This is a genomic window from Catellatospora sichuanensis (genome assembly GCF_007483665.1).
Classification (GTDB): domain Bacteria; phylum Actinomycetota; class Actinomycetes; order Mycobacteriales; family Micromonosporaceae; genus Catellatospora; species Catellatospora sichuanensis.
On the sequence record NZ_VIQO01000010.1, the window covers coordinates 356,940 to 379,093 of the forward strand.

Here is a 22,154-nt window from a genome sequence, read left to right on the forward strand (position 1 = left end):
GTCGGCTGCGCCCTACCCGGCCGCGACTTCACCGAGTGAATGAGAGTGACTACAGCGCGCGAAGTCCGGCGGGGCTGAGCCGCTCCAGCACGTCATCGTGCAGCTGCCCGTTGGTGGCCACCGCGGACCCGCCGCCGGCGCCGTTCCGGCCGGACAGGTCGGTGAAGTTGCCGCCCGCCTCGGTGACGATCGGCACCAGCGCGGCCATGTCCCAGAGCATCAGCTCCGGCTCGATCATGATGTCGACCGCGCCCTCGGCCAGCAGCATGTAGCCGTAGAAGTCGCCGTAGGCCCGGCTGCGCCAGGTCTTGCGCATCAGGTCGAGCACCGAAGCCAGCCGGCCGGTCTGCTCCCAGCCGTCGAGGGAGGAGTAGCAGAAGCTCGCGTCGGCCAGGCGGCGCACGCCGGACACCCGGATCGGCTGCGCGGCGGCCTGGTGCCGGCCCGCGAACGCGCCCAGCCCGCGCGCGGCCCACCAGCGGCGGCCCAGCGCGGGCGCGGAGACCATGCCGACGACCGGCTCGTCGCCTTCCATCAGGGCGATCAGCGTGCCCCAGATCGGCACGCCGCGGATGAAGTTCTTGGTGCCGTCGATCGGGTCGATGACCCACTGCCGGTTGCCGCTGTTCCCGGTGACCCCGAACTCCTCGCCCAGCACACCGTCGCGCGACCGGGTGCGCGCCAGCGTGGAGCGCAGCGCCTTCTCCACCGCCGTGTCCGCGTCCGAGACGGGCGTCAGGTCCGGCTTGCTCTCCACGTAGAGGTCGAGCGCCTTGAACCGGGACATGGAGATGGAATCGGCGGTGTCCGCCAGCACGTGGGCAAGCCCAAGGTCGTCCGAGTAGCGGGCCATGGCGAGAACTTATCGGATCTCCGCACCGTCGAGGTATCGGGTTCACGGACCCGCCGTAAATGAGAACGCGTGGACCGCGGCAGGCCGGGTACTTTCACGGTCATGAGCCCGCGGTCCGGCAGCGGACGAGGCTCGTGGTGTGGCGGGCACGGCAAGGAGGAGTCATGGGTGCGGAACCGGAAAAGGTGCTCCGGACGTTCCTCGACGAGCACGGGCGGTTGACCTCGATGCCCGCGAAGGCGGGCAAGCGGCGGGTCCTGCTGGAGCACATCGTCGCGGCCTTCGAGCCGGGGGTGAAGATGACCGAGCGCGAGGTCGACGCGGTGCTGCGGGCCTTCTACGAGCCCGACTGGGTGTCACTGCGCCGCTATCTGATCGACACCGGCCTGATGGCGCGCGCCGACGGCCTCTACTGGCGCACCGGCGGTTACGTCGAGGTCTGACCGGGGTCGGTGTCACCGGCCCGGGAGGACAGCAGCCGGCGGTACGACGCCAGGCGGCGCGCGTCCGCCTTGCCCTGCGCCACCCAGGCGTCCAGGGCGCACTCGCCGCCGTTGTGCTCGCAGTTCGGCGGGCAGTCCACGGTTCCCTCGACCAGGTCGGGGAAGCCGTGCAGCAGGTCGTCGGAGGAGACCAGGGCCAGGCCGAAGCTGCGTACGCCCGGGGTGTCGATGATCCACGACTCCCGCTTGTCGGGCAGCCGCAGCGCGACCGCGCTGGTCGAGGTGTGCCGTCCCTTGCCGATGGCGCTGACCACGCCGACCGCCCGGCCCGCGCTCGGGATGAGCCGGTTGACCAGCGTCGACTTACCGACCCCGGAGTGCCCGACCAGCACGGAGCGCCGGCCGGACAGGCGCTCGCGCAGCTCGTCGAGGTCGCCGTCGGGACGGGTCAGCACGTAGTCGAGGTCGAGCTCGGCGTAGTAACTGACCACCTGCTCCGGCCCGGCCAGGTCGGCCTTGGTCAGGCACAGCAGCGGCTCGATGTCGGCGGCGTACGCGGCGACCAGGCACCGGTCGATGAAGCCCTCGCGTGGCGGCGGGTCGGCCAGCGCACTCACGATCACGAGCTGGTCGGCGTTGGCCACCACGACCCGCTCGATGCGGCCCTCGGCGGTGGTGTCGTCGTCGTCGGCGGTGCGCCGCAGCACCGAACGCCGCGGTTCGATCCGCACGATCCGGGCCAGGCTGCCCACGTCGCCGGTGACGTCGCCGACCAGGCCCACCTCGTCGCCCACCACCACGGACTTGCGGCCCAGCTCACGCGCGCGCATGCAGGTGACCTCGAAGACCTTCTTGCCCTCGTGCACCACGCAGGTGTAGCGGCCCCGGTCGACGGCGACCACGAAGCCGGTCACCGCGTCGTCGTGCTTGGGCCGGGTCCGGGTGCGGGGACGCGAACGCGACGACTTGGTGGCCCGCACCTTCACGTCGTCCTCGTCGTACTCCCGCTTCTTCTTCACGGCTGGCCTCTCATCGTCCGGCGACCACCGCGCTCCATAGTGCCGGGAATTCGGGCAGCGTCTTGGAAGTACACGCCACGTCGGTGAGCTGCACCCCGGGCACCCGCAGCCCGATGACGGCGGCGGCGTGCGCCATCCGGTGGTCGTCGTAGGTCTCGAAGACGGCGCCGGTCAGCGGGCCGGGCGTGATGGCCAGCCCGTCCGAGGTCTCCGCGACCCGCGCGCCGAGCGCGGTCAGCTCGCGAGCCAGCGCGGCCAGCCGGTCGGTCTCGTGGGTGCGGATGTGCCCGACCCCGCGCAGCGTCGACGGGCCGTCGGCCAGCGCGGCCAGCGCGGCGACGACCGGGGTCAGCTCGCCCACCTCGGACAGGTCGGCGTCGATGCCGCTGATGGCGCCCGTGCCGGTGACGGTGAGGCCGCGCTCGGAGAGCGTGACGGTGCCGCCTAGCGCACCGAGCAGCTGACGGACCTTGTCCACCGGCTGCACGCTGCTGCGCGGCCAGCCGGCCAGGGTGACGCTGCCGCCGGTGACCAGCGCCGCGCCGAAGAACGGGGCCGCGCCGGACAGGTCCGGCTCGATCTGCCAGGCCCGCCCGGACAGCCGGCCCGGGGCCACGTGCCAGACGTCGCGGACCGAGTCGTCCACCGCCGCGCCCGCGGCGCGCAGCATCTGCACCGTCATCCGCAGGTGCGGCGCGCTGGGCACCGGATTGTCGCCGACGTGGCGCACCGTGATGCCCTCGTCGAAGTCGGCCGCCGCCAGCAGCAGGCCGGAGATCAGCTGGCTGGAGAGCGAGGCGTCCACGGCGACCTCGCCGCCGCGCAGGCCGCCCTTGCCGTGCACGGTCAGCGGCAGGCCGTCGATGCTCGACGCGTCGATCGTCGCGCCCAGCTCGCGCAACGCCTTGAGCAGCGGCCCGAGCGGCCGTTGCCGGGCCCGGGGGTCGCCGTCGAAGGTGACCGGACCATTGGCCAGCGTGGCCACCGGAGGTAGGAAGCGCATCACCGTGCCGGCCAGGCCGACGTCGACGTGGGCGGGCCCGACCGGCGGCCGGGGCCGGATCTCCCAGCGCTCGTCGTCGGAGGTGGACACGTGCGCACCCAGCGCGCGCAGCCCGGCCGCCATCAGTTCGGTGTCGCGGGCGCGCAGCGGGGCGAGCAGCGTCGACGGCCCCATGCCGAGCGCGGACAGCACGAGCGCCCGGGCGGTGATGGACTTCGAACCCGGCAGGCGCACGACGGCGTCGGCCGCATCGACGGCGGTCGGTGCCGTCCACGGCACGAGTGGTCTGCTCACGCCTTCTCCTCGCTGCGCTCGTCGGCGGCGTGTCGGCCGCTCATGGTTCGGTCACTGCGTTCGCTTACGCCTCACAGTCTGCCTGATGGGCGCTGGCGTAAGGTGGGCGGCATGTGTGGGCGGTACGCGACGACACGTACGGCGGTGGATCTGACTCAGCTGTTCGCGGCCGAGGACGAGACCGCCGAATCGCTCGCTCCCGACTACAACCTCGCGCCCACCGACCCGGCCCCGATCGTGCGTGTCTGCGCGACGCGCGAGGCCCGGGTGCTGAGCCTGGCGCGGTGGGGCCTGGTGCCGCCGTGGGCCGACGACCCGCGCACCGGGCTGAAGCTGATCAACGCGCGGGCCGAGACGCTGGCCACCTCACGCGTGTTCGCGCCGTCGTTCGCGGGCAGGCGCTGCATCGTGCCGGCCGACGGCTGGTACGAGTGGGTGCGCACCGAGACCGGCAAGCAGGCCTATTACATGACCGACCCGGTCGCCGGGCGGGGGCTGGCCTTCGCCGGGCTGTGGACGGCGTCGAAGTTCGGTCTGAGCTGCACCATCATCACCACGGCGGCGCAGGGCGAGCTGGCCCGGGTGCACGATCGCATGCCGCTGCTGCTGGAGCCGGAGCTGTGGGCGGCGTGGTTGCAGGGCCCGGCCGACCCGGAACTGCTCGCGCCGCCGGGGCCTGCGTACCTGTCCGGTCTGGAGATCCGTCCGGTGGGCGCGGCCGTCGGCAACGTACGCAATGATGGTCCTGAATTGACGAGACGGCTCGCCGAGCCGGACGTTCAGATCAGTCTGTTCTGATTTTGCGCTGGATCGTGACAGTTTGTGCCACCAGTTTGCGGGTAAACCCTTGCCCGTTCCTTCTACCGTGCGGTAAGACACAGCGTCGGTGGTAAGCGGCAGCGCCGCGCGTCACCGTCTGTCTGAGCCGGATCCTCCCGCCGGGGCGGGGGGACCGACCCACGGGGGAGGTGGGTGGATGACCCGCGCGCGTATTCCACGCCCGCACGAAGTCGCCGCTGCTCGCAGAGACCCGCGTTTGGTGCGGGCCGTGCGGGAGCGGCATGACAACGCCTGGCGCACCAGAGGTGCCTGCCAGGCCGTCGACCCGGAGACGTTCTTTCCGGCGCCGCTGGAGCCGGCCGACACGGCCGTCCAGCTGTGCGGAAGGTGTCCGGTGTCGGGGGCCTGCCTGGCCTGGGCGCTCAGCGTCGGCGACTGCCACGGTGTCTGGGGCGGCACGACCGCACGCGAGCGGCGGGCCATGCTCGTCGCCTGGCGCACCGAGGAACAGCAGGAGGAACTGCCGTACACGGCGTACGGGCCGCAGCCGGACCTGGTGGTCTCGGCCGGGCAGCTCGCGCCGCCGCAGCGGGCGGCCGGGGTGACCCGGCAGACGCCGCGGATCCCCACGCAGTCCCGTGCCGAACTCGCCCTGTGCACTCTCGGCGAAGCCGAACGCGACACCGCGCTGCAAACGGTGCCCCTACTGACCAGAGAGCACGCGCACGCCGCATGATCGCGGTATGCGAGGCGGTCAGGAAACGGTCGACACCGGGCGCGGCCCGGCAGGTGTAGCTGTCACCATGCCCGGCGGCGCGGCCGGGGCGGGCGTTGTCGCCGCCCCGGCCGCGCTGCTCGTGCTCGGCCATGGGGCAGGCGGCAGCGTGGACGCGCCCGACCTGGTCGCCGTGCACGATGCCGCAGTCGGTGCGGGCCTGGCGGTGGCCATGGTCACCCAGCCCTACCGGGTCGCCGGGCGGCGCGCGCCCGCACCGGCGGGGCACCTCGACGAGGCGTGGCTGACGGTCGTGGACGTGCTCGTGCAGCGCCTTCCTGGTCTTCCGCTGATCGTCGGCGGCCGCTCCAGCGGCGCGCGGGTGGCCTGTCGCACCGCCGCCGCGGCGGGCGCGGCCGGCATCGTGGCGCTGGCGTTCCCGCTGCATCCACCGGGCAAGCCGGAGCGCAGCCGGGCCGAGGAGCTGAGCACCGGGCTGCCCACTCTCGTCGTGAACGGCTCCGCCGATCCGTTCGGCGTGCCCGGTGCCGCACCGGGGGTCGAGATCGTTGTTCTCGAGGGGGAGCGGCACGACCTGCGCAAAGCGCCGGACACCGTCGGCCGGGCCGTGGCCGTGTGGCTGCGCGCCCGCGGCTGGGCACGGTAGCGGCGGCCCGTGGTGACGGTCGCCACTGCCCTGTGTGTCCCGCGGAATGCGACAGCCGTCGCGTGGCGTTACAGACCGCGGGTGGCCGGAAGCGTCCGGCCCCGGCGAGAGGTGGGTCGATGGTGCGGACGGGAACGCGCTGCCTGTTGCGCTCGGGCGACGATCCGGTGCTGAAGACCGTGGAGCGGCTGCTGTCTGCTCCCGCGTGGCCGGCAGCGCTGGAGGACGACGCGGCTTCGGGCATTACCGCGGTGCCCGCCCCGCGGGTGCACCTGGCATCGGTAGAGTCAGCCTCAGCGCTGCGGTCCGCTGTCAAGGAGCCGCGGCAAGAGCGTACTCCGAGGGTGGTCTCACGGTTGACCAGCACCGACAGCGTCGAAGAGCGTCGTTCCCGCTTCGAGCGGGACGCGATGCCCTTCCTCGACCAGCTCTACGCGGCCGCACTGCGGATGACGCGTAATCCGGCCGACGCCGAGGACCTCCTCCAGGAGACCTTCCTGAAGGCATATGCGGCCTTCCACCAGTTCGAGGACGGCACGAACCTCAAGGCCTGGCTCTACCGCATCCTCACGAACACCTTCATCAACTCGTACCGCAAGAGGCAACGTCAGCCCATCCAGGCGCCGACGGACGAGATCACCGACTGGCAACTGGCGGAGGCGGAGTCGCACACCTCCCAGGGGCTGCGCTCGGCCGAGACCGAGGCGCTGGACCGGCTGCCCGACAGCGACGTCAAGGACGCGCTGCAGACGTTGCCGGAGGAGTTCCGGTTGGCGGTCTACCTCGCCGACGTGGAAGGCTTCTCCTACAAGGAGATCGCGGACATCATGAACACGCCCATCGGCACCGTGATGTCCAGGCTGCACCGTGGCCGGCGCAACCTGCGCAAGCTCCTGGAGGGCTATGCGGCGGAGCGCGGGTTCTCGGGCACGACCAGCGCTCGGGAGGCGTCATGACGACGGAACACGAGGACGGCGACTGCCGCGAGGTGCTCACCGAGGTATACCTCTACCTGGACCTCGAATGCTCCGACGACCGCCGTTCGCTGATCAAGCAGCATCTCGACGAGTGCTCGCCGTGCCTGCGCGAGTTCGGCATCGAGCAGGAGGTCAAGGCGCTGGTGAACCGGTGCTGCGGGCAGGAGCAGGCGCCCGCGGAGCTGAAGGACCGGCTCCGGGCCAAGCTCTCCGAGCTCGTGGTCGAGGTCGAGGCCACCCGCGAACTGGGCTGAACCGCAGGACTTTCATGAGCGAAGCTCCGCCACCTCAGGGTGGACGGAGCTTCGCTCATTTCGGCGCAGCCGGGCCGATGATCCGACCGGCGTGCGCACCGTCAACGTGCTCAGGCGTTGGGTCGCTTGCCGTGGTTGGCCTTCGAGCCCTTACGAGCCTTCTTCTTGCGGGCCTTCTTGCCCATGGTCGACACCCCTTCCGTCGGCGGCGGTTCGCAGCTCGAATCCTATGCGCAGGTTGAACGGCGCTCCCCAGGCGCTCCGTGATTGGATACGACTCGTCCTGCTTGCGATCCAGGAAGGGGCGTGCGATGGCCGAAGAGATCAAGGCCGAGATGGTGGCCAACGTGTGGAAGGTCGTGGCGTCGGCGGGCGATGAGGTGTCCGAGGGTGACACCCTGGTGATCCTCGAGTCGATGAAGATGGAGATCCCGGTCATCGCGGAAGCCGACGGCGTCGTCTCCAAGATCGCCGTGAACGAGGGTGACGTCGTCCAGGAGGGCGACCTCATCGCCGTCATCGAGTAGTAGCCTCACCGGGCATGACCGAGATCCACGTCCGTCCGGCGACGCCGGCCGACCACGACGCGATCGGTGCGCTGTCCGTCGCCGCCTACCGTGGCGACGGGCAGACCCGCGAAGACCACCCGTACGAGCCGACCCTGCGGGACGTGGCCGCACGCGCGGCGGCCGCCGAGGTGCTGGTCGCCGTCGACGAGGTGACCGGGGCGGTGCTCGGGTCGGTCACCTTCGCGCTGCCGGGCAGCCCGCTGGCCGAGCTGGCCACCGACGGCGAGGCGGAGTTCCGCATGCTCGCCGTGTCGCCGCAGGCACAGGGCCGCGGCGTGGGCGAGGGGCTGGCCCGGGCCTGTCTGGACCGCGCCGGTGAGCTGGGCTGCCGCAGCGTCGTCATCTGCGTACGCGACTTCGCCGCCGACGCACGCCGGCTGTACGCCCGGATGGGTTTCGAGCGCGCACCCGAGCTGGACTGGTCGCCCCTGCCCGGTGTCACGCTGCTGGGCCTGCGCTACCCGCTCGGCTAGCGGAGCAGGTCGAAGGCGACCTGCATGGCCGCCTCGCGCCGCTCCTCGTCGCTGATGTCGGTGTCGCGGAGCAGGAACCAGCTGGTGTTGATGGCGAGCACGGCCATGCCCGCGCGCAGCTTCGCGGTCGGCGTGGACTCGGGTTCGACGAGCAGGCCGATGATGTCCATCATGGCCTGGCGCATCTTCGCCCCGGCCGGCGCGTTCTTGAAGGCCGGCTGGTTCTGGTGGAAGAACTGCATCACCTTCGAGTACCGGCCGGTGTAGAGGTCGTCGGCGTAGCGCTGCAGCAGCTCGCGCCGGAACTCGGGAGAACTCGGGTCCGGCTGGCTGCGGGCCCATTCCACGATCTTGTCGAGCTTGACGAGCTGGTCGGCGCTGAAGCTGTCGACGATCTCCTCTTTGCTCTTGAAGTGGTAGTAGAGGGCCGCCTTGGTGACACCCAGGCTCTCCGCGATCTCGCGCAGCGAGGTGGCGTCGTACCCCTGCTCCGTGAAGAGGTCGAGGGCGACGGTCTGGATGCGGGCACGGGTGTCCGGCCGGGGCTCGGCACGGCTGGCTGCGGGCTCGTTCATCACTGCTCCGTGTTACGTCGACCACACTGTCATCCGGTCGCGCGAACTAACTTGACGGCCGGCAAGTAGGGAACTTACCGTACGGCTAGTAAATATTCTAGCCGGGCGGCAGGTAAGCGTACCGGTGAACGAGTGGAGCCCCCGTGACCACAGTCCAGGACCGGACGTCCTCCCCTGAAATCCCCAAGCCGAATCTCCGGGTGGTGTTGCCCGGCCTGATGCTGGCCATCCTCCTGGCGATGCTCGACAACATGATCATCGGTACGGCCATGCCCCGCATCGTCGGCGAGCTGGGCGGCCTCGACAAGCTCTCGTGGGTGGTCACGGCGTACGTGCTGGGCACCACGATCTCGACGCCGATCTGGGGCAAGCTGGGCGACCTCTACGGCCGCAAGACCGTCTTCCTGGTTTCCATCGTCATCTTCCTGGTCGGCTCGGCGCTGTCCGGCGCGGCCGGTGAGATCGACCCCGATTCGGGCATGAACCAGCTCATCGCCTTCCGCGCCCTGCAGGGCCTCGGTGCAGGCGGTCTGATGGTCGGCGCCATGGCGATCATCGGTGACCTGGTCTCCCCCCGCGAGCGCGGCAAGTATCAGGGCATGATGGCCGCGATCATGGGTGTCGCGATGATCGGCGGCCCGCTCATCGGCGGCCTGATCACCGACCACGCCGACTGGCGCTGGGCCTTCTACGTCAACCTGCCGATCGGCGGCATCGCGCTGTTCGTGCTGGCCACCACGCTGCACCTGCCGAAGTACCGGACCGAGCACCGCATCGACTGGCTCGGCGCGGCGCTGCTGAGCGCCGGCGTCACCGCACTGGTGCTCATCACCACCTGGGGCGGCAACAAGTTCGCCTGGGGCTCGAAAGAGATCATCGGGATGGCCGTCGGCGGCGTGCTGCTGATCGCGATCTTCCTGTGGACGCAGACCAGGGTCGCCGAGCCGATCCTGCCGCTGGGCATCTTCCGCAACCGCAACTTCAGCCTGGTCTCGATCATCGGCTTCATGGTCGGCTTCGCGATGTTCGGCGCGATCTCCTTCCTGCCGCTCTACATCCAGACCGTGCAGGGCGCCTCCGCCACCAACAGCGGCCTGCTGCTGCTGCCGATGATGCTGGGCATGATGGTCACCTCGATCGTGGCCGGCCGCACCATCACCAAGACCGGCAGGTACCGGATGTTCCCGATCGTGGGCGGCGTGACGCTGGCGCTGGCGATGCTGCTGCTGACCCGCCTCGACACGGACACCAGCATCACCGAGTCCTCGATCTACATGGTCGTGCTCGGCGTCGGCATGGGCTTCCTGATGCAGACCACCATGCTGATCGCGCAGAACAGCGTGGACCAGAAGGACCTGGGCGTCTCCAGCTCGACCGCGACGTTCGTCCGCTCCATCGGCGGTTCGTTCGGTGTCTCGATCTTCGGCGCCGTGTTCGTCAACCGGCTCAAGGACGACATGGCCGGCGCGATGCCGGCGGGCGCCCCGGCCGGCGGCATGTCGTTCGACGTGGGCGGCCTGCAGCCGGACAAGCTGGAGCAGCTGCCCGCGCCGGTCAAGGAGGCGGTGCTGCACGGCATCGCGTACGCCACCTCGGGCCTGTTCTGGTGGGCGCTGGGCTTCGCGATCCTGGTCCCGATCGCGGCCTGGTTCGTCAAGGAGGTTCCGCTGCGCGGCTCCGAGGCGATGACCGGTGCCGACGGCGAGGAGGCGCCCCGTCCGCTGGTGGCCGTCGACTGATCCACACACGCGCGTGAGCTGAACCGCGTACGTGTTTCGGCGAGGCCCCGTCCCGGCAGCATCCGCAGCCGCGACGGGGCTTCACCGTCTTCAGCTGCGGCCGAGCAGGCGGCCCAGCCAGGAGCGCCGGGGTCGGGGCAGGGGCGCCGCCAGGCCGGGTGCGTACGCCGCGGACGCGGGCCACTGGTCCTGGGCCAGTTCCCGGGCGAGCGTGCGCACCGCGGCGGGCATGGCGGGAGTGATGAAGGCGAGTTGGGCCACCGACGCCCCGATGGTGACCGCGCGGGTGCGCCCGGCGGCGAGCAGCGCCCGCAGCCGCGCCGCGACCAGCTCGGCCACGTCGGCACGGCAGGACGGGTCCACCCAGGCCGCGGTGACCAGCGCGTAGAGGGCGGCTTCGGTGGTCCAGTCCTCGGCGCCGAAGGCGATCTCCACCAGCAGCCGCCGCCGGGTCGAGGTCGCCCACGGCTCGCCGGTGCGGTGGTGCAGCAGACCGAGGCAGGCCCACACCTGCAGTTGCCGCTCCGGCACGGAGACCTGGTCGGGGTCCGTCTCGACCGTCGCGGTCGGCGGGTGCACCAGCGCCGCGAGCAGCTCGTCGACCGGCACGCCGGACAGCCGCACCGCCATGTCGTACGCCATCGGCGGCGGTGCCCAGCCCAGCGGCAGCATGGCGACGATCTCCCGGGCGGCGGGCGGGGTCGGCGGGTCCAGCGCGGGCGACGGCCGGGTGCCGTCGAAGTCCCAGAGCCGGATCCCCGGCCGCAGCGGCACCCGCGGATCCGGCGGGCCGGGCTCGCCCGCCGAGACGGCCACGCCCGGCCAGGCCCGCCGCAGCAGGGCGAGCGCGCTGGGCGACTCCATCCGGGACAGCCCCATCTCGCCCGGATGCGCCCGCTGCTCGTCGGTGGTCGTGCGCAGCACCTTGACGCACACCTCGACGGCCGCCGGCACGTAGCCCAGCCAGGGCAGCCCGTCGCAGCAGTGCTGCAGGTCGTGGTGCTCGTGGCTGGCCTCGGTGGCGGTGCGCATGAAGTCGGCCAGCGCGACGAGGTGGTCCGGGTCGCCGTCGGACTGGAAGCGCAGCCGGTGCGCGGTGTGCACGGCGCAGTCGTACGACGGGTCCTTGACCAGTGCCTGCTCGATCAGCTCGAGCGCCTCCGCGGTGTGGCCGAGCTCGGTGAGCCAGAGCGCGAGATCCGAGGTCACCGACAGGTCGTCGGGGTCGTGCCGCTGCGCCGCCCGCATCGCCTGCACCGCGGCGGCCAGCTGGCCGTCGGCGCGCAGCGCGTTGCCCCACCACATCTCGGTCAGCTTGGTGGACTCCAGCTCGACCCCGCGCTGTGCCCAGCGCAGCGCCAGCGGCACCTCGCGCAGCCGCCGGGCCACCCCGGAAGCCGCCCCGTGCAGCAGCGCGTCCTGCGGATACGCGGCCAGCGCCCGCTCGGCGAGGGCCAGGTAGGGCCGGGTGGTGGCGGCGATGGGCGCGGGGGCCGGATCGGGCAGCGCACCCAGCACCGCCAGCAGCACCCGGACCAGGCGGTCGGCGGGGACGTGCTTCGGGTCGAGGGCCTGCACCCAGCTGACGTCGGCCCACGGCCGGCCCGGGTCGTGCACGGTCGCCTGCGCCAGCAGGCTGAGCGCGTCGGCGTATCCGCCGTGCCGGGCCAGCACGTGCGCGAAGGCGACGATCCGGCCCACCGGCGCGCGTTCGCCGGGTCGGAACAGCGCGAGCCCGCCGTCGTCGGAGCGCGCCGCCAGCTTCGCCAGCAGCTCGTGCGCCTCGGGCAGGCCGGGCTCGTGGGCCAGCGCCACCGACAGGTGGCTCACCGCATGGTCCAGGTCGTGCTCGTCGAGGGCCAGGCCGGCCAGGGCGAGCTCGCCCAGCGCCTCCTGGTGCGGGTCGTTGACGCCGTCGGCCACGTGATCTCCTCGGTCCGCGGAACACGTGGGGGGTCCCGTCGTGCACGACCGCGTGAGCGGTGGCGCGCCGTCGGGCCGTGTTCCGGCACGGACAGGCTAGAGCCGGTCGGGCGAGCTGTGTGCCCCTGCTCATTTCTGCGCACTGTGTTGCTTGAGCAGTCACGAACGTGCAAGACTGCGCATCTAACGCGCGATATCGCGCAGCACTCCAGGGCGAAGTGGTAGGAGACAGAGATGGCCCAGCGTGGCACCGGAATGGCAGCCGACATCGCCGAGCAGCCGGGGGTGTACGCGACGCTGCTGGAGCCGGCCCACGCCGGCGCCATCGCGCAGGTCGCGAAGGTGATCGCCGAGCGCCGCCCGCAGCACGTCGTGTTCACCGCGCGCGGCACCTCCGACCACGCCGCCCTCTACGCCGCCTACCTCGCCGAGATCCGGCTCGGGCTGCCCGCCGGGCTGGCCTCGCCGAGCGCGATCACCGTCTTCGGTGCCCGCCCCGACCTGTCGCACGCCCTGGTCGTCGGCGTCTCGCAGAGCGGCGGCTCGCCCGACCTGGCCGAGGTGCTGCGGGTGGCCCGGGAGTCGGGCGCGCTCACCCTCGCCGTGACCAACAACCCCGAGTCGGTGCTGGCGCAGACCGCGGAGCTGTCCGTGGACGTCGCCGCCGGGCACGAGCGCGCGGTCGCGGCCACCAAGACCTACACCGCCGAGCTGATGGCGCTGCTGATGCTGATCGAGGGCGTACGCGCCGGCGACGGCGTGCTGCCCGCCGACGAGCACGCCGCCCTCGCCGCACTGCCCGAGCTGGCGACCCGCACGCTGGCCGACACCACCGCGTCCGAACTGGCCGCGCGTTACCGGTTCGCGGCCCGCATGGTCACCACCGGCCGGGGCTACGCCTACCCGTCGGCCCGCGAGGCCGCGCTCAAGTTGATGGAGACCTCGTACCTGCCCGCGCTGGCGTTCTCCGGCGCGGACCTGCTGCACGGCCCGCTCGCGATGACCGACCCGGACGTGCCGGTGCTGGCCATGGTGGGCGCCGGGCTCGGCGGGCAGGCCATGCGCGAGGTGCTGGCGCGCCTCGACGAGCGCCGCGCGGACGTCGTCGCGGTCGGCCCGGAGGCCGTACCCGGCGCGAAGGCGCTGCTGAACGTGCCCGCGGTGGACGAGCGCTACGCCCCGCTGCTGGAGATCCTGCCGCTCCAGCAGCTCGCGCTCTCGCTGGCACTCGCCCGCGGCGAGGACCCCGACGCCCCCCGTGGCCTGAAGAAGGTCACCGCCACGCTGTAAGGCCCGTCATGAGAGGCTGACTGCGTGTCAACGCTGCGTGAACTCGTCGAGGAGCACACCTCGCTCGGTCCGGTCGACATCGATCACCTGCACCGACTCGCCGGTGACTGGCAGATGATCTCCGACCTGTCCTTCGCCGACCTGCTGCTGTGGGTGCCGGTCGAGGGCGATCCGAGCGCGGGGCTGTCGTTCCTGTGCGTCGCGCAGGTGCGGCCGACCACCGCGCCGACGGCATACCAGGACGACCAGGTGGGGCGCATCTCCAGCGGCGCGGAGGTGGCCCATCTGGGCGTCGCGCGCGAGCAGGGCCGGATCTGGCGCGAAGGCGACCCCGTCTGGTACGGCGACACCCCCGCCCGGCACGAGGCCATCCCGGTCCGCCTGCGCGGCGAGGACGGCGAGGCGGGTCCGGTGATCGCGGTGGTGGGCCGTGACACCAACCTGTCCACCGCGCGCACGCCCAGCCAGCTGGAGCTGAACTACCTGACCACGGCCGACGACCTGGCCCAGATGATCGCCGACGGCACCTTCCCGTCGGTGCGCCACCCGGGCGAGACCACGTCCGCGCCGCGGGTCGGCGACGGCCTGATCCGCCTGGACGGCAGCGGCAAGGTCACCTACGCCTCGCCCAACGCGCAGTCCGCGATCCGGCGGCTGGGCTTCTCCGCCCACCTGGTGGGCGAGGACCTGGCCGCGCTGTTCAACCGGCTGGCCGAGGACCCGCTGGAAGGCTCCGAGGCCAGCAACCGCATCCTGGGCGCGCTGCGCGGGGACGCCCCGCCGCGCAAGGAGATCGAGGCGCGTACCGCCACGGTGCTCAGTCGGGCGCTGCCGCTGATGCCGGCGGGCGTGCCCATCGGGGCGCTGGTGCTGGTCCGCGACATCACCGAGGTGAAGCGCCGGGACCGCGCGCTGATCACCAAGGACGCGACCATCCGCGAGATCCACCACCGGGTGAAGAACAACCTGCAGACCGTGGCGGCCCTGCTGCGCCTGCAGGCCCGCCGGGTCAACCATCCGGAGGCGCGGGCCGCGCTGGAGGAGTCGGTGCGCCGGGTCGCCTCGATCGCGCTGGTGCACGAGACGCTGGCCATGTCCGCCGACGAGGCGGTCGAGTTCGACGGCATCGTGGACCGGGTGGCCAACGCGGCCGCGGAGGTGGCCTCGCCCGAGTCGCCGGTGCGCACCCGCCGCGAGGGCACCTTCGGCGTGCTGCCCGCGGAGATCGCCACGCCGCTGGTCATGGTGCTCAACGAGCTGCTGCTCAATGCCGTCGAGCACGGTTTCGACTCGCTGGAGGGCAAGGTCGCCGACGGCGCCGAGGTGGTGGTGCACGTCAACCGGGCCAAGCGGGAGCTGCACGTGACCGTCGCCGACAACGGCCGGGGCCTGCCGGACGACTTCGACCCCACCACGAACAAGCGCCTCGGCCTGCAGATCATCCGCACCCTCACCACCGGTGAGCTGCGCGGGACCATCGAACTGCGCAACCGCGCCGAGGGCGGCACCGAGGCCCTGCTGTTCGTGCCGCTGGCGAAACGTGACCGGTGATCCCGGTTTTAACAAAGAGCGATCTGCGTCACGCTCCGGTCAGAATGTGGGACGTTGCGCGAACGGTGATTGGCACGGGACTGTCCGCCGTGAGAAAGTGACTGCATGACCAGCGCTGCGAACCGCCGCCTGATGGGGCCCGGGCTCACCGCCCGCCGCCACATCGATTTCGGCCGCGTGCGCAGCGCCATCTGTCCGGCTGGCTGATCCGCGCCCGTCTGTGTTTTCGAAACCCGGGCGCGCATACGCGCCGGGAACATTCATGTTCTTGAATTCGCCGCTCTGTCGCGGCGCTGGCGCATAGGCGCGTCCTCGCTCCACTGGACTTCAGGAGGACGCTGCGATGGCAGCACCGGCAGCAAGCACGCCAACCCCGGGCCGAGCCGCGCGCAAACCGCGCGGTGAGGGTCAGTGGGCGCTCGGGCACCGCGAGCCCCTCAACCCGAACGAGCGCACGAAGAAGGACGACAACGGCCTGAACGTGCGCGCCCGGATCGAGAACATCTACGCCCACCGCGGTTTCGCCTCGATCGACCCCGCCGACCTGCGCGGCCGGATGCGCTGGTGGGGCCTCTACACCCAGCGCAAGCCCGGGATCGACGGCGGCCGCACCGCGGTGCTGGAGCCGCACGAGCTCGACGACGAGTACTTCATGCTGCGCATCCGCATCGACGGCGGCCAGCTCGACCTCGACCAGCTGCGCGCCATCGCGAACGTGTCGAGCAAGTACGGTCGCGACACCGCCGACATCACCGACCGGCAGAACATCCAGCTGCACTGGGTGCGAGTCGAGGACGTGCCGGCGATCTGGCGCGAGATCGAGGCGGTCGGCCTGTCCACCACGGAGGCCTGCGGCGACACCCCGCGCGTGGTGCTCGGCAGCCCGGTCGCCGGGATCAGCGAGCACGAGGTCCTCGACGCGACGCCGGCCATCGACGAGATCGTCGAGAAGTACATCGGCGACCCGGCGCTGTCCAATCTGCCCCGCAAGTTCAAGTCCGTGGTGTCCTGGCTCGCCGACGTGCCGTACGAGGCCAACGACATCTCGTTCCTCGGGGTGGTGCACCCGGAGCACGGGCCCGGCTTCGACCTGTGGGTCGGCGGCGGCCTGTCCACGAACCCGATGCTGGCCCAGCGGCTGGGCGCCTGGGTGCCGCTGAGCGAGGTGGCCGAGGTGTACGCCGCCGTCGCGCGCCTGTTCCGCGACTACGGCTACCGCCGGCTGCGCAACCGGGCGCGCATCAAGTTCCTGGTCGCGGACTGGGGTGTGGCGAAGTTCCGGCAGATCCTGGAGGACGAGTTCCTCGGCCGCAAGCTGGCCGACGGTCCGTCGCCGGAGCTGCCCGAGCACCCGATCGACCACATCGGCGTGCACCGCCAGCGCGACGGGAAGTTCTACGTGGGCGCGGCTGCGGTCGCGGGCCGGGTCAGCGGCACGGTGCTGGCGCAGGTCGCCGACATCGCCGAGGCCCACGGGTCGGGCCGGGTGCGGCTCACGCCGTACCAGAAGCTGCTGGTGCTCGACGTGGCCGAAGACCGGGTCGAGTCGCTGATCGCGGCACTGGACGAGATCGGCCTGCAGGCCCGGCCGTCGTCGTGGCGGCGCGACACGATGGCCTGCACCGGCATCGAATACTGCAAGCTCGCCATCGTCGAGACCAAGGCGACCGCGGCACGCACCATCGAGCACCTGGAGCGCACGATCGGCCGGATCGACGGCTCGATCTCGATCAACGTCAACGGCTGCCCGAACGCCTGCGCGCGGACCCAGGTCGCCGACATCGGGCTCAAGGGCCAGCTGGTCCCCGGCCCGGACGGCGAGATGGTCGAGGGCTTCCAGGTGCACCTGGGCGGCGGCCTGAGCATGGCGCAGGGCCAGAACCCGAACTTCGGCCGCAAGCTGCGCGGCCTCAAGACCACCGCCGCGGAGCTGCCGGAGTACGCCGAGCGCCTCGCCCGCCGCTACCTGGACGGTCGCAAGGACGCGTCCGAGCCGTTCGCGGAATGGGTGCTGCGCGTCGACGAGGAGGAACTCCGGTGAGCGAGCGGACCAGAAGCGCCGGTTCAGCTCATGGCGACGCCGGAGGCGGCGGCATGAGCGAGCGAATGGGCGCCGCGTGGCTCATGCCGACGCCGGAGGCGGCGGCATGAGTTCGGATGGTTCCCAACGCGCGGTGCCGTACTACTGCCCGTTCTGCGGCGAGGAGGCCTTCCTCCGGCCGCACGCGGGTCCCGAGAACGAGGATGCAGAGCCCGCCAGCACACACGGGCAGTGGGAGTGCCGAGCATGCCGCAGGGTTTTCGCACTGAAGATGATCGGACTGCTGGGGAGGGTGACGCAATGACCGTCGACGTGCGACGTTCCACCGCCGAGCTGATGGATCTGGCCGGCCGTGCCGGAGCCGAGCTGGAGGGCGCGCCGGCCGAGGAGATCATCGGCTGGGCCGCCGAGACGTTCGGTCCCCGCTTCTGCGTCACCAGTTCCATGGCCGACGCGGTGCTGGCCCACGTGGCCGCCCGGGTGGTGCCCGGCGTGGAGGTCGTCTTCCTCGACACGGGCCTGCACTTCCCGGAGACGCTGCGGGTGCGCGACCAGGTCGCCCGCACCATCCCGGTGACCGTGGTGACGGTGCGCCCCGAGATCAGCGTCGCCGAGCAGGACGAGCGCTTCGGCCCCCGCCTCTACTCCCGCGACCCGGACTCGTGCTGCTACCTGCGCAAGGTGAAGCCGCTGGAGGACGCGCTGTCGGAGTACGACGCGTGGGCTGCCGGCCTGCGCCGGGACGAGTCGCCGACGCGCGCCAACACGCCGGTGGTCCACTTCGAGCAGGCCCGCGGCAAGGTGAAGGTCAACCCGCTGGCCACCTGGACCCAGGCCGAGGTGGACCAGTACATCGCCCGCTACGACATCCCGGTGAACCAGCTGCTGAACTCCGGCTACGGCTCGGTCGGCTGCTGGCCGTGCACCCGGCGCATCCAGCCCGGCGAGGACGCCCGCGCCGGCCGCTGGGCCATGTTCGACAAGACCGAGTGCGGTCTGCATGCGGCCTGATCCGTCGGCGGCCGGCACCACGGCAGCGCCCGTGGTGCTGGTCGCGCACGGTTCCCGTGACCCGCGGGCGCAGGCCGCGACCCGGGCCCTGGCCCGCGCGGTCGCCGCGGCGCGTCCCGGCCTGGACGTGCGGGTGGCGTTCCTGGAGCTGGCCGATCCGCGCCCGGCCGACGTGCTGGCTGCGCTGCGGGCGGCGGGAGAGCCACCGCCCGTGGTGGTCCCGCTGCTGCTGACCCGGGCCTACCACGGCCGGGTGGACCTGCCCGCCCAGGTCGCCGGGTTCGACTGCGCGATCTCCGACACCCTGGGCGAGGTGTCCGAGCCGCTGCTGGCCGGTCTGATCCGGCGGCTGCACGAGTCCGTCGCCGATTACGACGCGGTGGTGCTCGCCGCGGCGGGCACCAGCGTGGCGTCGGGCCGGGCCATGGTCGACGACGTCGCCGGGGCGCTCACGCTGCGACTGGGCGTGCCGTGCAGCACGGCGTACGCCAGCGCGGCCGCCCCTACAGGCGGCGAGGCCGTTGCGGTGCTGCGGGCCCGCGGGGCGCGCCGGGTGGCGGTGGCCTCGTACTTCCTCGCGCCGGGCCGTCTCTACGAAGCCGTGACCGCAGACGCCCGTGCCGCGGGCGCCATCGGGGCGGCCGCCCCGCTGGGAGCGTCGAGGGAGCTCGTTCGGCTGGTGCTGCACCGCGTGGACGAGGTCGCGCCACAACGCGCCCTGTTGGCCGTCTGAGCCGGTTTCCGCAGCTCATCACCCGCCGTACGTCCGTGCTCACAGCCCGTTTCGTGCCCGTACGTCCTCGCGGTCACGCGTCGGGTTCCGGACAACGTAAAAGCCCCGGAGCATCGGCGCTCGGGGCTTTCTACGTTTTTCGGTGAAGGCGTTTGCGGTTTCGCGGGTGCTCAGAGCGAGTGTGCGCGGACCCGAAGGCCGCCGCGGCGCTTGACGGCGCGCCGCTCCTCTTCGCTCATCCCACCCCAGACACCCGCGTCCTGCCCGGTCTCCAGCGCCCACTTGAGGCACTCGGTGGAGACGGGGCACCGCCCGCACACCTTCTTGGCCTGCTCGACCTGAAGTAGCGCAGGGCCGGACGTCCCAATGGGGAAGAACAGCTCCGGGTCTTCGTCACGGCAGACCGAATGGTGGCGCCAGTCCATGGCGGAAACACTCCTTGTGATGGCAGTGGAAATTGCTAACGCTTGGTTTGGTACGTTCGGGCTTCTCTGTATGCGAACGCGCGTGAAGCGATTTGGATGCGATCCGATCTGGTTACGGACCGCTACCGAAATCAGCAGCGCGTGTAGGAGCAACAGGTTCAGCGCTCGGTACGCTTGTGAATGCTTTCACGAACTCCCACGATGTCAAGGGGGGTGCCGGAAATTAGGACAGACGGGTGAGCAAGCTCACGACCGTTTTGTCCGGATCACCGGGCGTTACCCTGACCCCTGCCATCCGACAGTCAGTGATCAATGTAGTACGGGGCGTAATAGGCCGCCAGTATTTCCAGCGTGTGTCACGTGTGCCCATTGACACACGTCTGCGTTGCGCTGCCTTTCGACAGCGACTCTTAGCAGATTACGCGCAGTGCCCCGGGCACAGCGGTGAATTTCACCTTTTCGCGTTCACCTAGGTAGTCCCCGTCGAGTTGGAACGCCTGCGGGGTGGCGCAACGGACGACGAACTCCGCCAGATCGTGGCGCACCATGATCTTCTTTCCGGTGACATCGCCCCGTTCGTCGGGGTCGTCCGGCTGGTGGGCCAACATCTGCGTGACCGTATGGAGGGTGCTCGGCAGGTGGAGGGCTTGCAGCGCAAGAACATCGAGCCCGCCGTCGAACGACGCGCGCGGGCTGGCGTGGATCGCCCGGTCCCCCAGATAGGTCCACGGCGCGGTGTTCTGCACGATCACGTTCGCCAGGCCGTCCGCGGGCTCCGCACCCGTCTCCTCCAGGGTGATGCCCGGCGCGCGCCGGCCCTCGACGAAGTACTGCCCGAGCGTGGAGCGCAGGTAGAGGCCGGGGGTGGACCGGCGGCCCTTGCGCCGCGCCTGCTCCACCCGGCGCACCACGGCGGCGTCGAGGCCGAGGCCCGCGCAGAAGGTGAAGTAGCGGTCGTCGGCCAGCCCCAGGCTGACCCGGCGGCTGGTGCCGCGGCGGAGCGCCTTGAGGATCACCGAGGTGGCGTCGACCGCGTACCTGGGCAGGCCCAGGGCGCGCACGAAGACGTTGGTCGAGCCACCGGGCACCACGGCCAGGGCCGGAGTCCCGGTGCCCCGCTGCGCCGCCATCAGACCGTTGACGACCTCGTTGACGGTGCCGTCGCCGCCCAGCGCGATGACCACGTCGACGCCTCCCGCGGCCGCGTCGCGGGCGAGGTCGAAACCGTGCCCGCGGCGGCGGGTGAAGCCGAGGGTCAGCTCCATCTCACTGCGCAGGGCACCGGCCAGCACGTCCCGGGTACGGGCGGACGTGGTGGTCGCCTTGGGATTGACGACGAGCAGACCTCGCATGACCGGGAATGTACCGGGTGCGGTGACCTCGCGTTACGCCGCCCGCACGCGGCGAGACGGTGGCCACCGCATGTTCGCTAGGGTGTCATTCATGTCCGCCGCCGAAACGACCACCGCCCGCCCGCCCGCCACCCTGTACGGCGCGGTGGCGCTGATGGGGCTGCAGGCGCTGGCGGTCACCGTGCTGGGCGCGGTGCTGATCTACGCCGACCTGACCGCCGACGCCGCCGACACCCGGCTGGCGCTCGGGGTGACGGTGTTCGCGCTGGCCATCGCGGGCAGCCTGGGCGGCCTCGCCCGCGCGCTGAGCCGCCGCCGGCCCGGCGCCCGCGGTCCCTCGCTCGCGCTGGAGCTGATGCTGTGCGCCCCGGCGTACTTCATGATCAACGGCGGTATGCCCCAACTCGGCTGGACCGTCCTGCTCGGCGCGCTGGCCGTGATGGCCCTGATCCTGGCCCCCACGACCACCCGCTGGCTCGGCTGGAACCCCCGCTGACCGGAGCGGTCAGGACGTGGGGAGCTCGGTGACCAGGCGGATGGTGGCGCGGCCGTCGGACTGCTCGGCGTCGACGCGTGAGGTCAGGCCGCTGAGGACCTTCCAGGCGAACGCGGAGGGGTCCGGGAGCTTCTTCTTGCCGTTGACCGGCGCGGAGATGGCCACCGTCAGCTCGGTGTCGCCGATCTCGAAGCGGCAGTGCAGCTGCCCGCCGGGCGGTGCGATGACCAGCAGCATCGCGCAGGCCTCGTCGACGGCGATGCGCAGGTCCTCGATCTTGTCGCCGGCGAAGCGGAGGCGGGCGGCGAGGCCCGCGGTCGCCGTGCGCAGCACGCCCAGCCAGCCGCCGTCGGCAGGCACGGTGACAGCGACGACGTTGTCGGTAAGCGCCGTCGCCGCCGGTTGCAGAATCTGACTCACCTGGCCCAACCCCCCGCGCGGAGCCTAGCTCATAGCCGGGGGGTTGTGCGCACTCGTCGTCCGGTGATGCCGGGTGGCCGTCCGGGCCACCCGGCATACGTCGGCGCTGACGTCCAGGCTCAGGCCTGCTTGGTCTCCCAGAAGATCTTGGAGATCTCCTCGATCTTGCCCAGCAGCTGCTCGGCGACCGCCGGGTCGGCCTGACCCTTGGTGCCACCGGCGCCGGCCAGCTTGGTGGCCTCGTTGAACAGCTGGTTCAGGTTCGGGTACTTCTCGAAGTGCGGTGCCTTGAAGTAGTCGGTCCACAGCACCCACAGGTGGTGCTTGACCAGCTCGGCCCGCTGCTCCTTGATGATCAGCGCCCGGGTGCGGAACTCCGGGTCGGTGTTGGCCTGGTACTTCTCGCAGATGGCCTTGATCGACTCGGCCTCGATCCGGGCCTGGGCCGGGTCGTAGACGCCACACGGCAGGTCGCAGTGAGCACTGACCACCGTGCGCGGCTTCAGGCTGCGTCCTTTCAAGAACTGCATCAGGATCCTCCATGAGGTACG

At 71.4% G+C, this 22,154-nt stretch carries 24 protein-coding genes and 1 pseudogene; 15 read left to right on the forward strand and 10 right to left on the reverse strand.

Translation table 11 applies throughout. The annotated features are described in order from the left end of the window. Nucleotides 1–49 precede the first annotated feature (49 nt). Nucleotides 50–853: a histidinol-phosphatase gene (gene hisN / locus FLL47_RS21560; RefSeq protein WP_144122326.1), complete on the reverse strand. Its 804-nt coding sequence runs from the start codon at nt 851–853 to the stop codon at nt 50–52. Between the two features lie 164 nt (nt 854–1,017). Between hisN and FLL47_RS21565 the strand changes: the two genes are divergently transcribed. Then, nucleotides 1,018–1,296 carry a DUF2087 domain-containing protein gene (locus FLL47_RS21565; protein WP_144122327.1) on the forward strand — a complete coding sequence of 93 codons (279 nt, stop codon included), beginning with the start codon at nt 1,018–1,020 and terminating at the stop codon, nt 1,294–1,296. Here the strand turns inward: FLL47_RS21565 and rsgA are convergent. Together rsgA and aroA are read right to left on the reverse strand one after the other, a co-directional pair. Then, nucleotides 1,281–2,276, reverse strand: a complete 996-nt coding sequence (gene rsgA, locus FLL47_RS21570) for a ribosome small subunit-dependent GTPase A (protein WP_144122398.1) — start codon at nt 2,274–2,276, stop codon at nt 1,281–1,283. The genes FLL47_RS21565 and rsgA overlap by 16 nt on opposite strands. 49 nt (nt 2,277–2,325) lie before the next feature. Further along, nucleotides 2,326–3,612, reverse strand: a complete 1,287-nt coding sequence (gene aroA / locus FLL47_RS21575; RefSeq protein WP_144122328.1) for a 3-phosphoshikimate 1-carboxyvinyltransferase — start codon at nt 3,610–3,612, stop codon at nt 2,326–2,328. 111 nt (nt 3,613–3,723) lie between these two features. Here aroA and FLL47_RS21580 point away from each other — a divergent pair, with 111 nt between their 5' ends. The 5 genes and pseudogenes from FLL47_RS21580 to rsrA all read left to right on the forward strand — a co-directional run bounded on the left by FLL47_RS21580 (nt 3,724) and on the right by rsrA (nt 7,005). Further along, nucleotides 3,724–4,410, forward strand: a complete 687-nt coding sequence (locus tag FLL47_RS21580; RefSeq protein WP_144122329.1) for an SOS response-associated peptidase — start codon at nt 3,724–3,726, stop codon at nt 4,408–4,410. A gap of 178 nt (nt 4,411–4,588) precedes the next feature. Further along, nucleotides 4,589–4,936, forward strand: a pseudogene (locus FLL47_RS21585) (WhiB family transcriptional regulator); the annotation flags it as partial. Nucleotides 4,937–5,135: 199 nt separating this feature from the next. Next, nucleotides 5,136–5,774, forward strand: a complete 639-nt coding sequence (locus tag FLL47_RS21590) for an alpha/beta hydrolase family protein (protein ID WP_144122330.1) — start codon at nt 5,136–5,138, stop codon at nt 5,772–5,774. Between the two features lie 119 nt (nt 5,775–5,893). Beyond that, complete coding sequence (locus tag FLL47_RS21595) at nt 5,894–6,730, forward strand: sigma-70 family RNA polymerase sigma factor (RefSeq protein ID WP_144122331.1); 837 nt, start codon at nt 5,894–5,896, stop codon at nt 6,728–6,730. Then, a complete protein-coding gene (gene rsrA / locus FLL47_RS21600; protein WP_144122332.1) occupies nt 6,727–7,005 on the forward strand; it encodes a mycothiol system anti-sigma-R factor in 279 nt (92 codons plus the stop codon). Before FLL47_RS21595 ends, rsrA begins: the two co-directional genes overlap by 4 nt. Nucleotides 7,006–7,115: 110 nt before the next feature. Here rsrA and FLL47_RS45210 read toward each other — a convergent pair whose 3' ends face one another. Beyond that, nucleotides 7,116–7,190, reverse strand: coding sequence for a 50S ribosomal protein bL37 (locus FLL47_RS45210; protein ID WP_120321693.1), 75 nt, complete (start codon nt 7,188–7,190; stop codon nt 7,116–7,118). 126 nt (nt 7,191–7,316) lie between these two features. Here FLL47_RS45210 and FLL47_RS21610 point away from each other — a divergent pair, with 126 nt between their 5' ends. Next, the gene (locus tag FLL47_RS21610) at nt 7,317–7,532 is read left to right on the forward strand and encodes a biotin/lipoyl-binding carrier protein (protein WP_144122333.1); all 216 of its coding nucleotides are present in this window, start codon (nt 7,317–7,319) and stop codon (nt 7,530–7,532) included. A 14-nt stretch (nt 7,533–7,546) separates the two neighbouring features. Then, entirely contained in the window at nt 7,547–8,047 is a 501-nt protein-coding gene (locus FLL47_RS21615) for a GNAT family N-acetyltransferase (RefSeq protein ID WP_144122334.1), read from the forward strand. Here the strand turns inward: FLL47_RS21615 and FLL47_RS21620 are convergent. Then, nucleotides 8,044–8,622 (reverse strand): TetR/AcrR family transcriptional regulator, encoded by a 579-nt coding sequence (locus FLL47_RS21620; protein WP_144122335.1) that lies wholly within the window; start codon nt 8,620–8,622, stop codon nt 8,044–8,046. The two genes, FLL47_RS21615 and FLL47_RS21620, sit on opposite strands and share 4 nt — an antisense overlap. A 218-nt stretch (nt 8,623–8,840) precedes the next feature. Here FLL47_RS21620 and FLL47_RS21625 point away from each other — a divergent pair, with 218 nt between their 5' ends. After that, nucleotides 8,841–10,361 (forward strand): MDR family MFS transporter, encoded by a 1,521-nt coding sequence (locus tag FLL47_RS21625; protein WP_144122399.1) that lies wholly within the window; start codon nt 8,841–8,843, stop codon nt 10,359–10,361. 90 nt (nt 10,362–10,451) lie between these two features. Here the strand turns inward: FLL47_RS21625 and FLL47_RS21630 are convergent, their stop codons facing one another. Beyond that, nucleotides 10,452–12,284 (reverse strand): tetratricopeptide repeat protein, encoded by a 1,833-nt coding sequence (locus FLL47_RS21630; RefSeq protein WP_144122336.1) that lies wholly within the window; start codon nt 12,282–12,284, stop codon nt 10,452–10,454. Between the two features lie 255 nt (nt 12,285–12,539). On the opposite strand from FLL47_RS21630, the gene FLL47_RS21635 reads away from it, so the two are divergent. The 5 genes from FLL47_RS21635 to FLL47_RS21660 all read left to right on the forward strand — a co-directional run bounded on the left by FLL47_RS21635 (nt 12,540) and on the right by FLL47_RS21660 (nt 18,910). Further along, nucleotides 12,540–13,574 carry an SIS domain-containing protein gene (locus FLL47_RS21635; RefSeq protein WP_144122400.1) on the forward strand — a complete coding sequence of 345 codons (1,035 nt, stop codon included), beginning with the start codon at nt 12,540–12,542 and terminating at the stop codon, nt 13,572–13,574. 24 nt (nt 13,575–13,598) lie between these two features. Further along, the gene (locus FLL47_RS21640; protein WP_144122337.1) at nt 13,599–15,125 is read left to right on the forward strand and encodes a sensor histidine kinase; all 1,527 of its coding nucleotides are present in this window, start codon (nt 13,599–13,601) and stop codon (nt 15,123–15,125) included. Between the two features lie 343 nt (nt 15,126–15,468). Then, nucleotides 15,469–17,166: a nitrite/sulfite reductase gene (locus FLL47_RS21645; RefSeq protein ID WP_144122338.1), complete on the forward strand. Its 1,698-nt coding sequence runs from the start codon at nt 15,469–15,471 to the stop codon at nt 17,164–17,166. A gap of 300 nt (nt 17,167–17,466) precedes the next feature. Next, entirely contained in the window at nt 17,467–18,177 is a 711-nt protein-coding gene (locus FLL47_RS21655; RefSeq protein ID WP_144122340.1) for a phosphoadenylyl-sulfate reductase, read from the forward strand. Then, nucleotides 18,167–18,910 carry a sirohydrochlorin chelatase gene (locus FLL47_RS21660; protein WP_144122341.1) on the forward strand — a complete coding sequence of 248 codons (744 nt, stop codon included), beginning with the start codon at nt 18,167–18,169 and terminating at the stop codon, nt 18,908–18,910. Before FLL47_RS21655 ends, FLL47_RS21660 begins: the two co-directional genes overlap by 11 nt. Nucleotides 18,911–19,080: 170 nt before the next feature. Here FLL47_RS21660 and FLL47_RS21665 read toward each other — a convergent pair whose 3' ends face one another. Next, entirely contained in the window at nt 19,081–19,335 is a 255-nt protein-coding gene (locus FLL47_RS21665; RefSeq protein WP_120318209.1) for a WhiB family transcriptional regulator, read from the reverse strand. A 410-nt stretch (nt 19,336–19,745) separates the two neighbouring features. Continuing rightward, entirely contained in the window at nt 19,746–20,687 is a 942-nt protein-coding gene (locus tag FLL47_RS21670) for a diacylglycerol/lipid kinase family protein (RefSeq protein ID WP_144122342.1), read from the reverse strand. Between the two features lie 91 nt (nt 20,688–20,778). Here FLL47_RS21670 and FLL47_RS21675 point away from each other — a divergent pair, with 91 nt between their 5' ends. After that, a complete protein-coding gene (locus FLL47_RS21675) occupies nt 20,779–21,183 on the forward strand; it encodes a hypothetical protein (RefSeq protein ID WP_144122343.1) in 405 nt (134 codons plus the stop codon). A gap of 9 nt (nt 21,184–21,192) precedes the next feature. Here FLL47_RS21675 and FLL47_RS21680 read toward each other — a convergent pair whose 3' ends face one another. After that, complete coding sequence (locus FLL47_RS21680; RefSeq protein WP_425457741.1) at nt 21,193–21,603, reverse strand: ATP-binding protein; 411 nt, start codon at nt 21,601–21,603, stop codon at nt 21,193–21,195. A 119-nt stretch (nt 21,604–21,722) separates the two neighbouring features. After that, nucleotides 21,723–22,133: a superoxide dismutase, Ni gene (sodN, locus tag FLL47_RS21685; protein WP_144122344.1), complete on the reverse strand. Its 411-nt coding sequence runs from the start codon at nt 22,131–22,133 to the stop codon at nt 21,723–21,725. Between the last annotated feature and the right edge of the window lie 21 nt (nt 22,134–22,154).

What these genes read in the sequence shown, in the direction of transcription:
- FLL47_RS21620 (WP_144122335.1), bottom strand. Translation starts at nt 8,622, where the DNA reads ATGAACGAGCCCGCAGCCAGCCGTGCCGAGCCCCGGCCGGACACCCGT.
- FLL47_RS21665 (WP_120318209.1), bottom strand. Translation starts at nt 19,335, where the DNA reads ATGGACTGGCGCCACCATTCGGTCTGCCGTGACGAAGACCCGGAGCTG.
- FLL47_RS21610 (WP_144122333.1), top strand. Translation starts at nt 7,317, where the DNA reads ATGGCCGAAGAGATCAAGGCCGAGATGGTGGCCAACGTGTGGAAGGTC.
- FLL47_RS21660 (WP_144122341.1), top strand. Translation starts at nt 18,167, where the DNA reads ATGCGGCCTGATCCGTCGGCGGCCGGCACCACGGCAGCGCCCGTGGTG.
- FLL47_RS21675 (WP_144122343.1), top strand. Translation starts at nt 20,779, where the DNA reads ATGTCCGCCGCCGAAACGACCACCGCCCGCCCGCCCGCCACCCTGTAC.
- FLL47_RS21625 (WP_144122399.1), top strand. Translation starts at nt 8,841, where the DNA reads ATGCTGGCCATCCTCCTGGCGATGCTCGACAACATGATCATCGGTACG.
- sodN (WP_144122344.1), bottom strand. Translation starts at nt 22,133, where the DNA reads ATGCAGTTCTTGAAAGGACGCAGCCTGAAGCCGCGCACGGTGGTCAGT.
- FLL47_RS21670 (WP_144122342.1), bottom strand. Translation starts at nt 20,687, where the DNA reads ATGCGAGGTCTGCTCGTCGTCAATCCCAAGGCGACCACCACGTCCGCC.
- FLL47_RS21645 (WP_144122338.1), top strand. Translation starts at nt 15,469, where the DNA reads ATGGCAGCACCGGCAGCAAGCACGCCAACCCCGGGCCGAGCCGCGCGC.
- FLL47_RS21595 (WP_144122331.1), top strand. Translation starts at nt 5,894, where the DNA reads ATGGTGCGGACGGGAACGCGCTGCCTGTTGCGCTCGGGCGACGATCCG.
- FLL47_RS21655 (WP_144122340.1), top strand. Translation starts at nt 17,467, where the DNA reads ATGACCGTCGACGTGCGACGTTCCACCGCCGAGCTGATGGATCTGGCC.
- FLL47_RS21635 (WP_144122400.1), top strand. Translation starts at nt 12,540, where the DNA reads ATGGCAGCCGACATCGCCGAGCAGCCGGGGGTGTACGCGACGCTGCTG.
- FLL47_RS21590 (WP_144122330.1), top strand. Translation starts at nt 5,136, where the DNA reads ATGCGAGGCGGTCAGGAAACGGTCGACACCGGGCGCGGCCCGGCAGGT.
- FLL47_RS21580 (WP_144122329.1), top strand. Translation starts at nt 3,724, where the DNA reads ATGTGTGGGCGGTACGCGACGACACGTACGGCGGTGGATCTGACTCAG.
- hisN (WP_144122326.1), bottom strand. Translation starts at nt 853, where the DNA reads ATGGCCCGCTACTCGGACGACCTTGGGCTTGCCCACGTGCTGGCGGAC.
- FLL47_RS21615 (WP_144122334.1), top strand. Translation starts at nt 7,547, where the DNA reads ATGACCGAGATCCACGTCCGTCCGGCGACGCCGGCCGACCACGACGCG.
- rsrA (WP_144122332.1), top strand. Translation starts at nt 6,727, where the DNA reads ATGACGACGGAACACGAGGACGGCGACTGCCGCGAGGTGCTCACCGAG.
- FLL47_RS21565 (WP_144122327.1), top strand. Translation starts at nt 1,018, where the DNA reads ATGGGTGCGGAACCGGAAAAGGTGCTCCGGACGTTCCTCGACGAGCAC.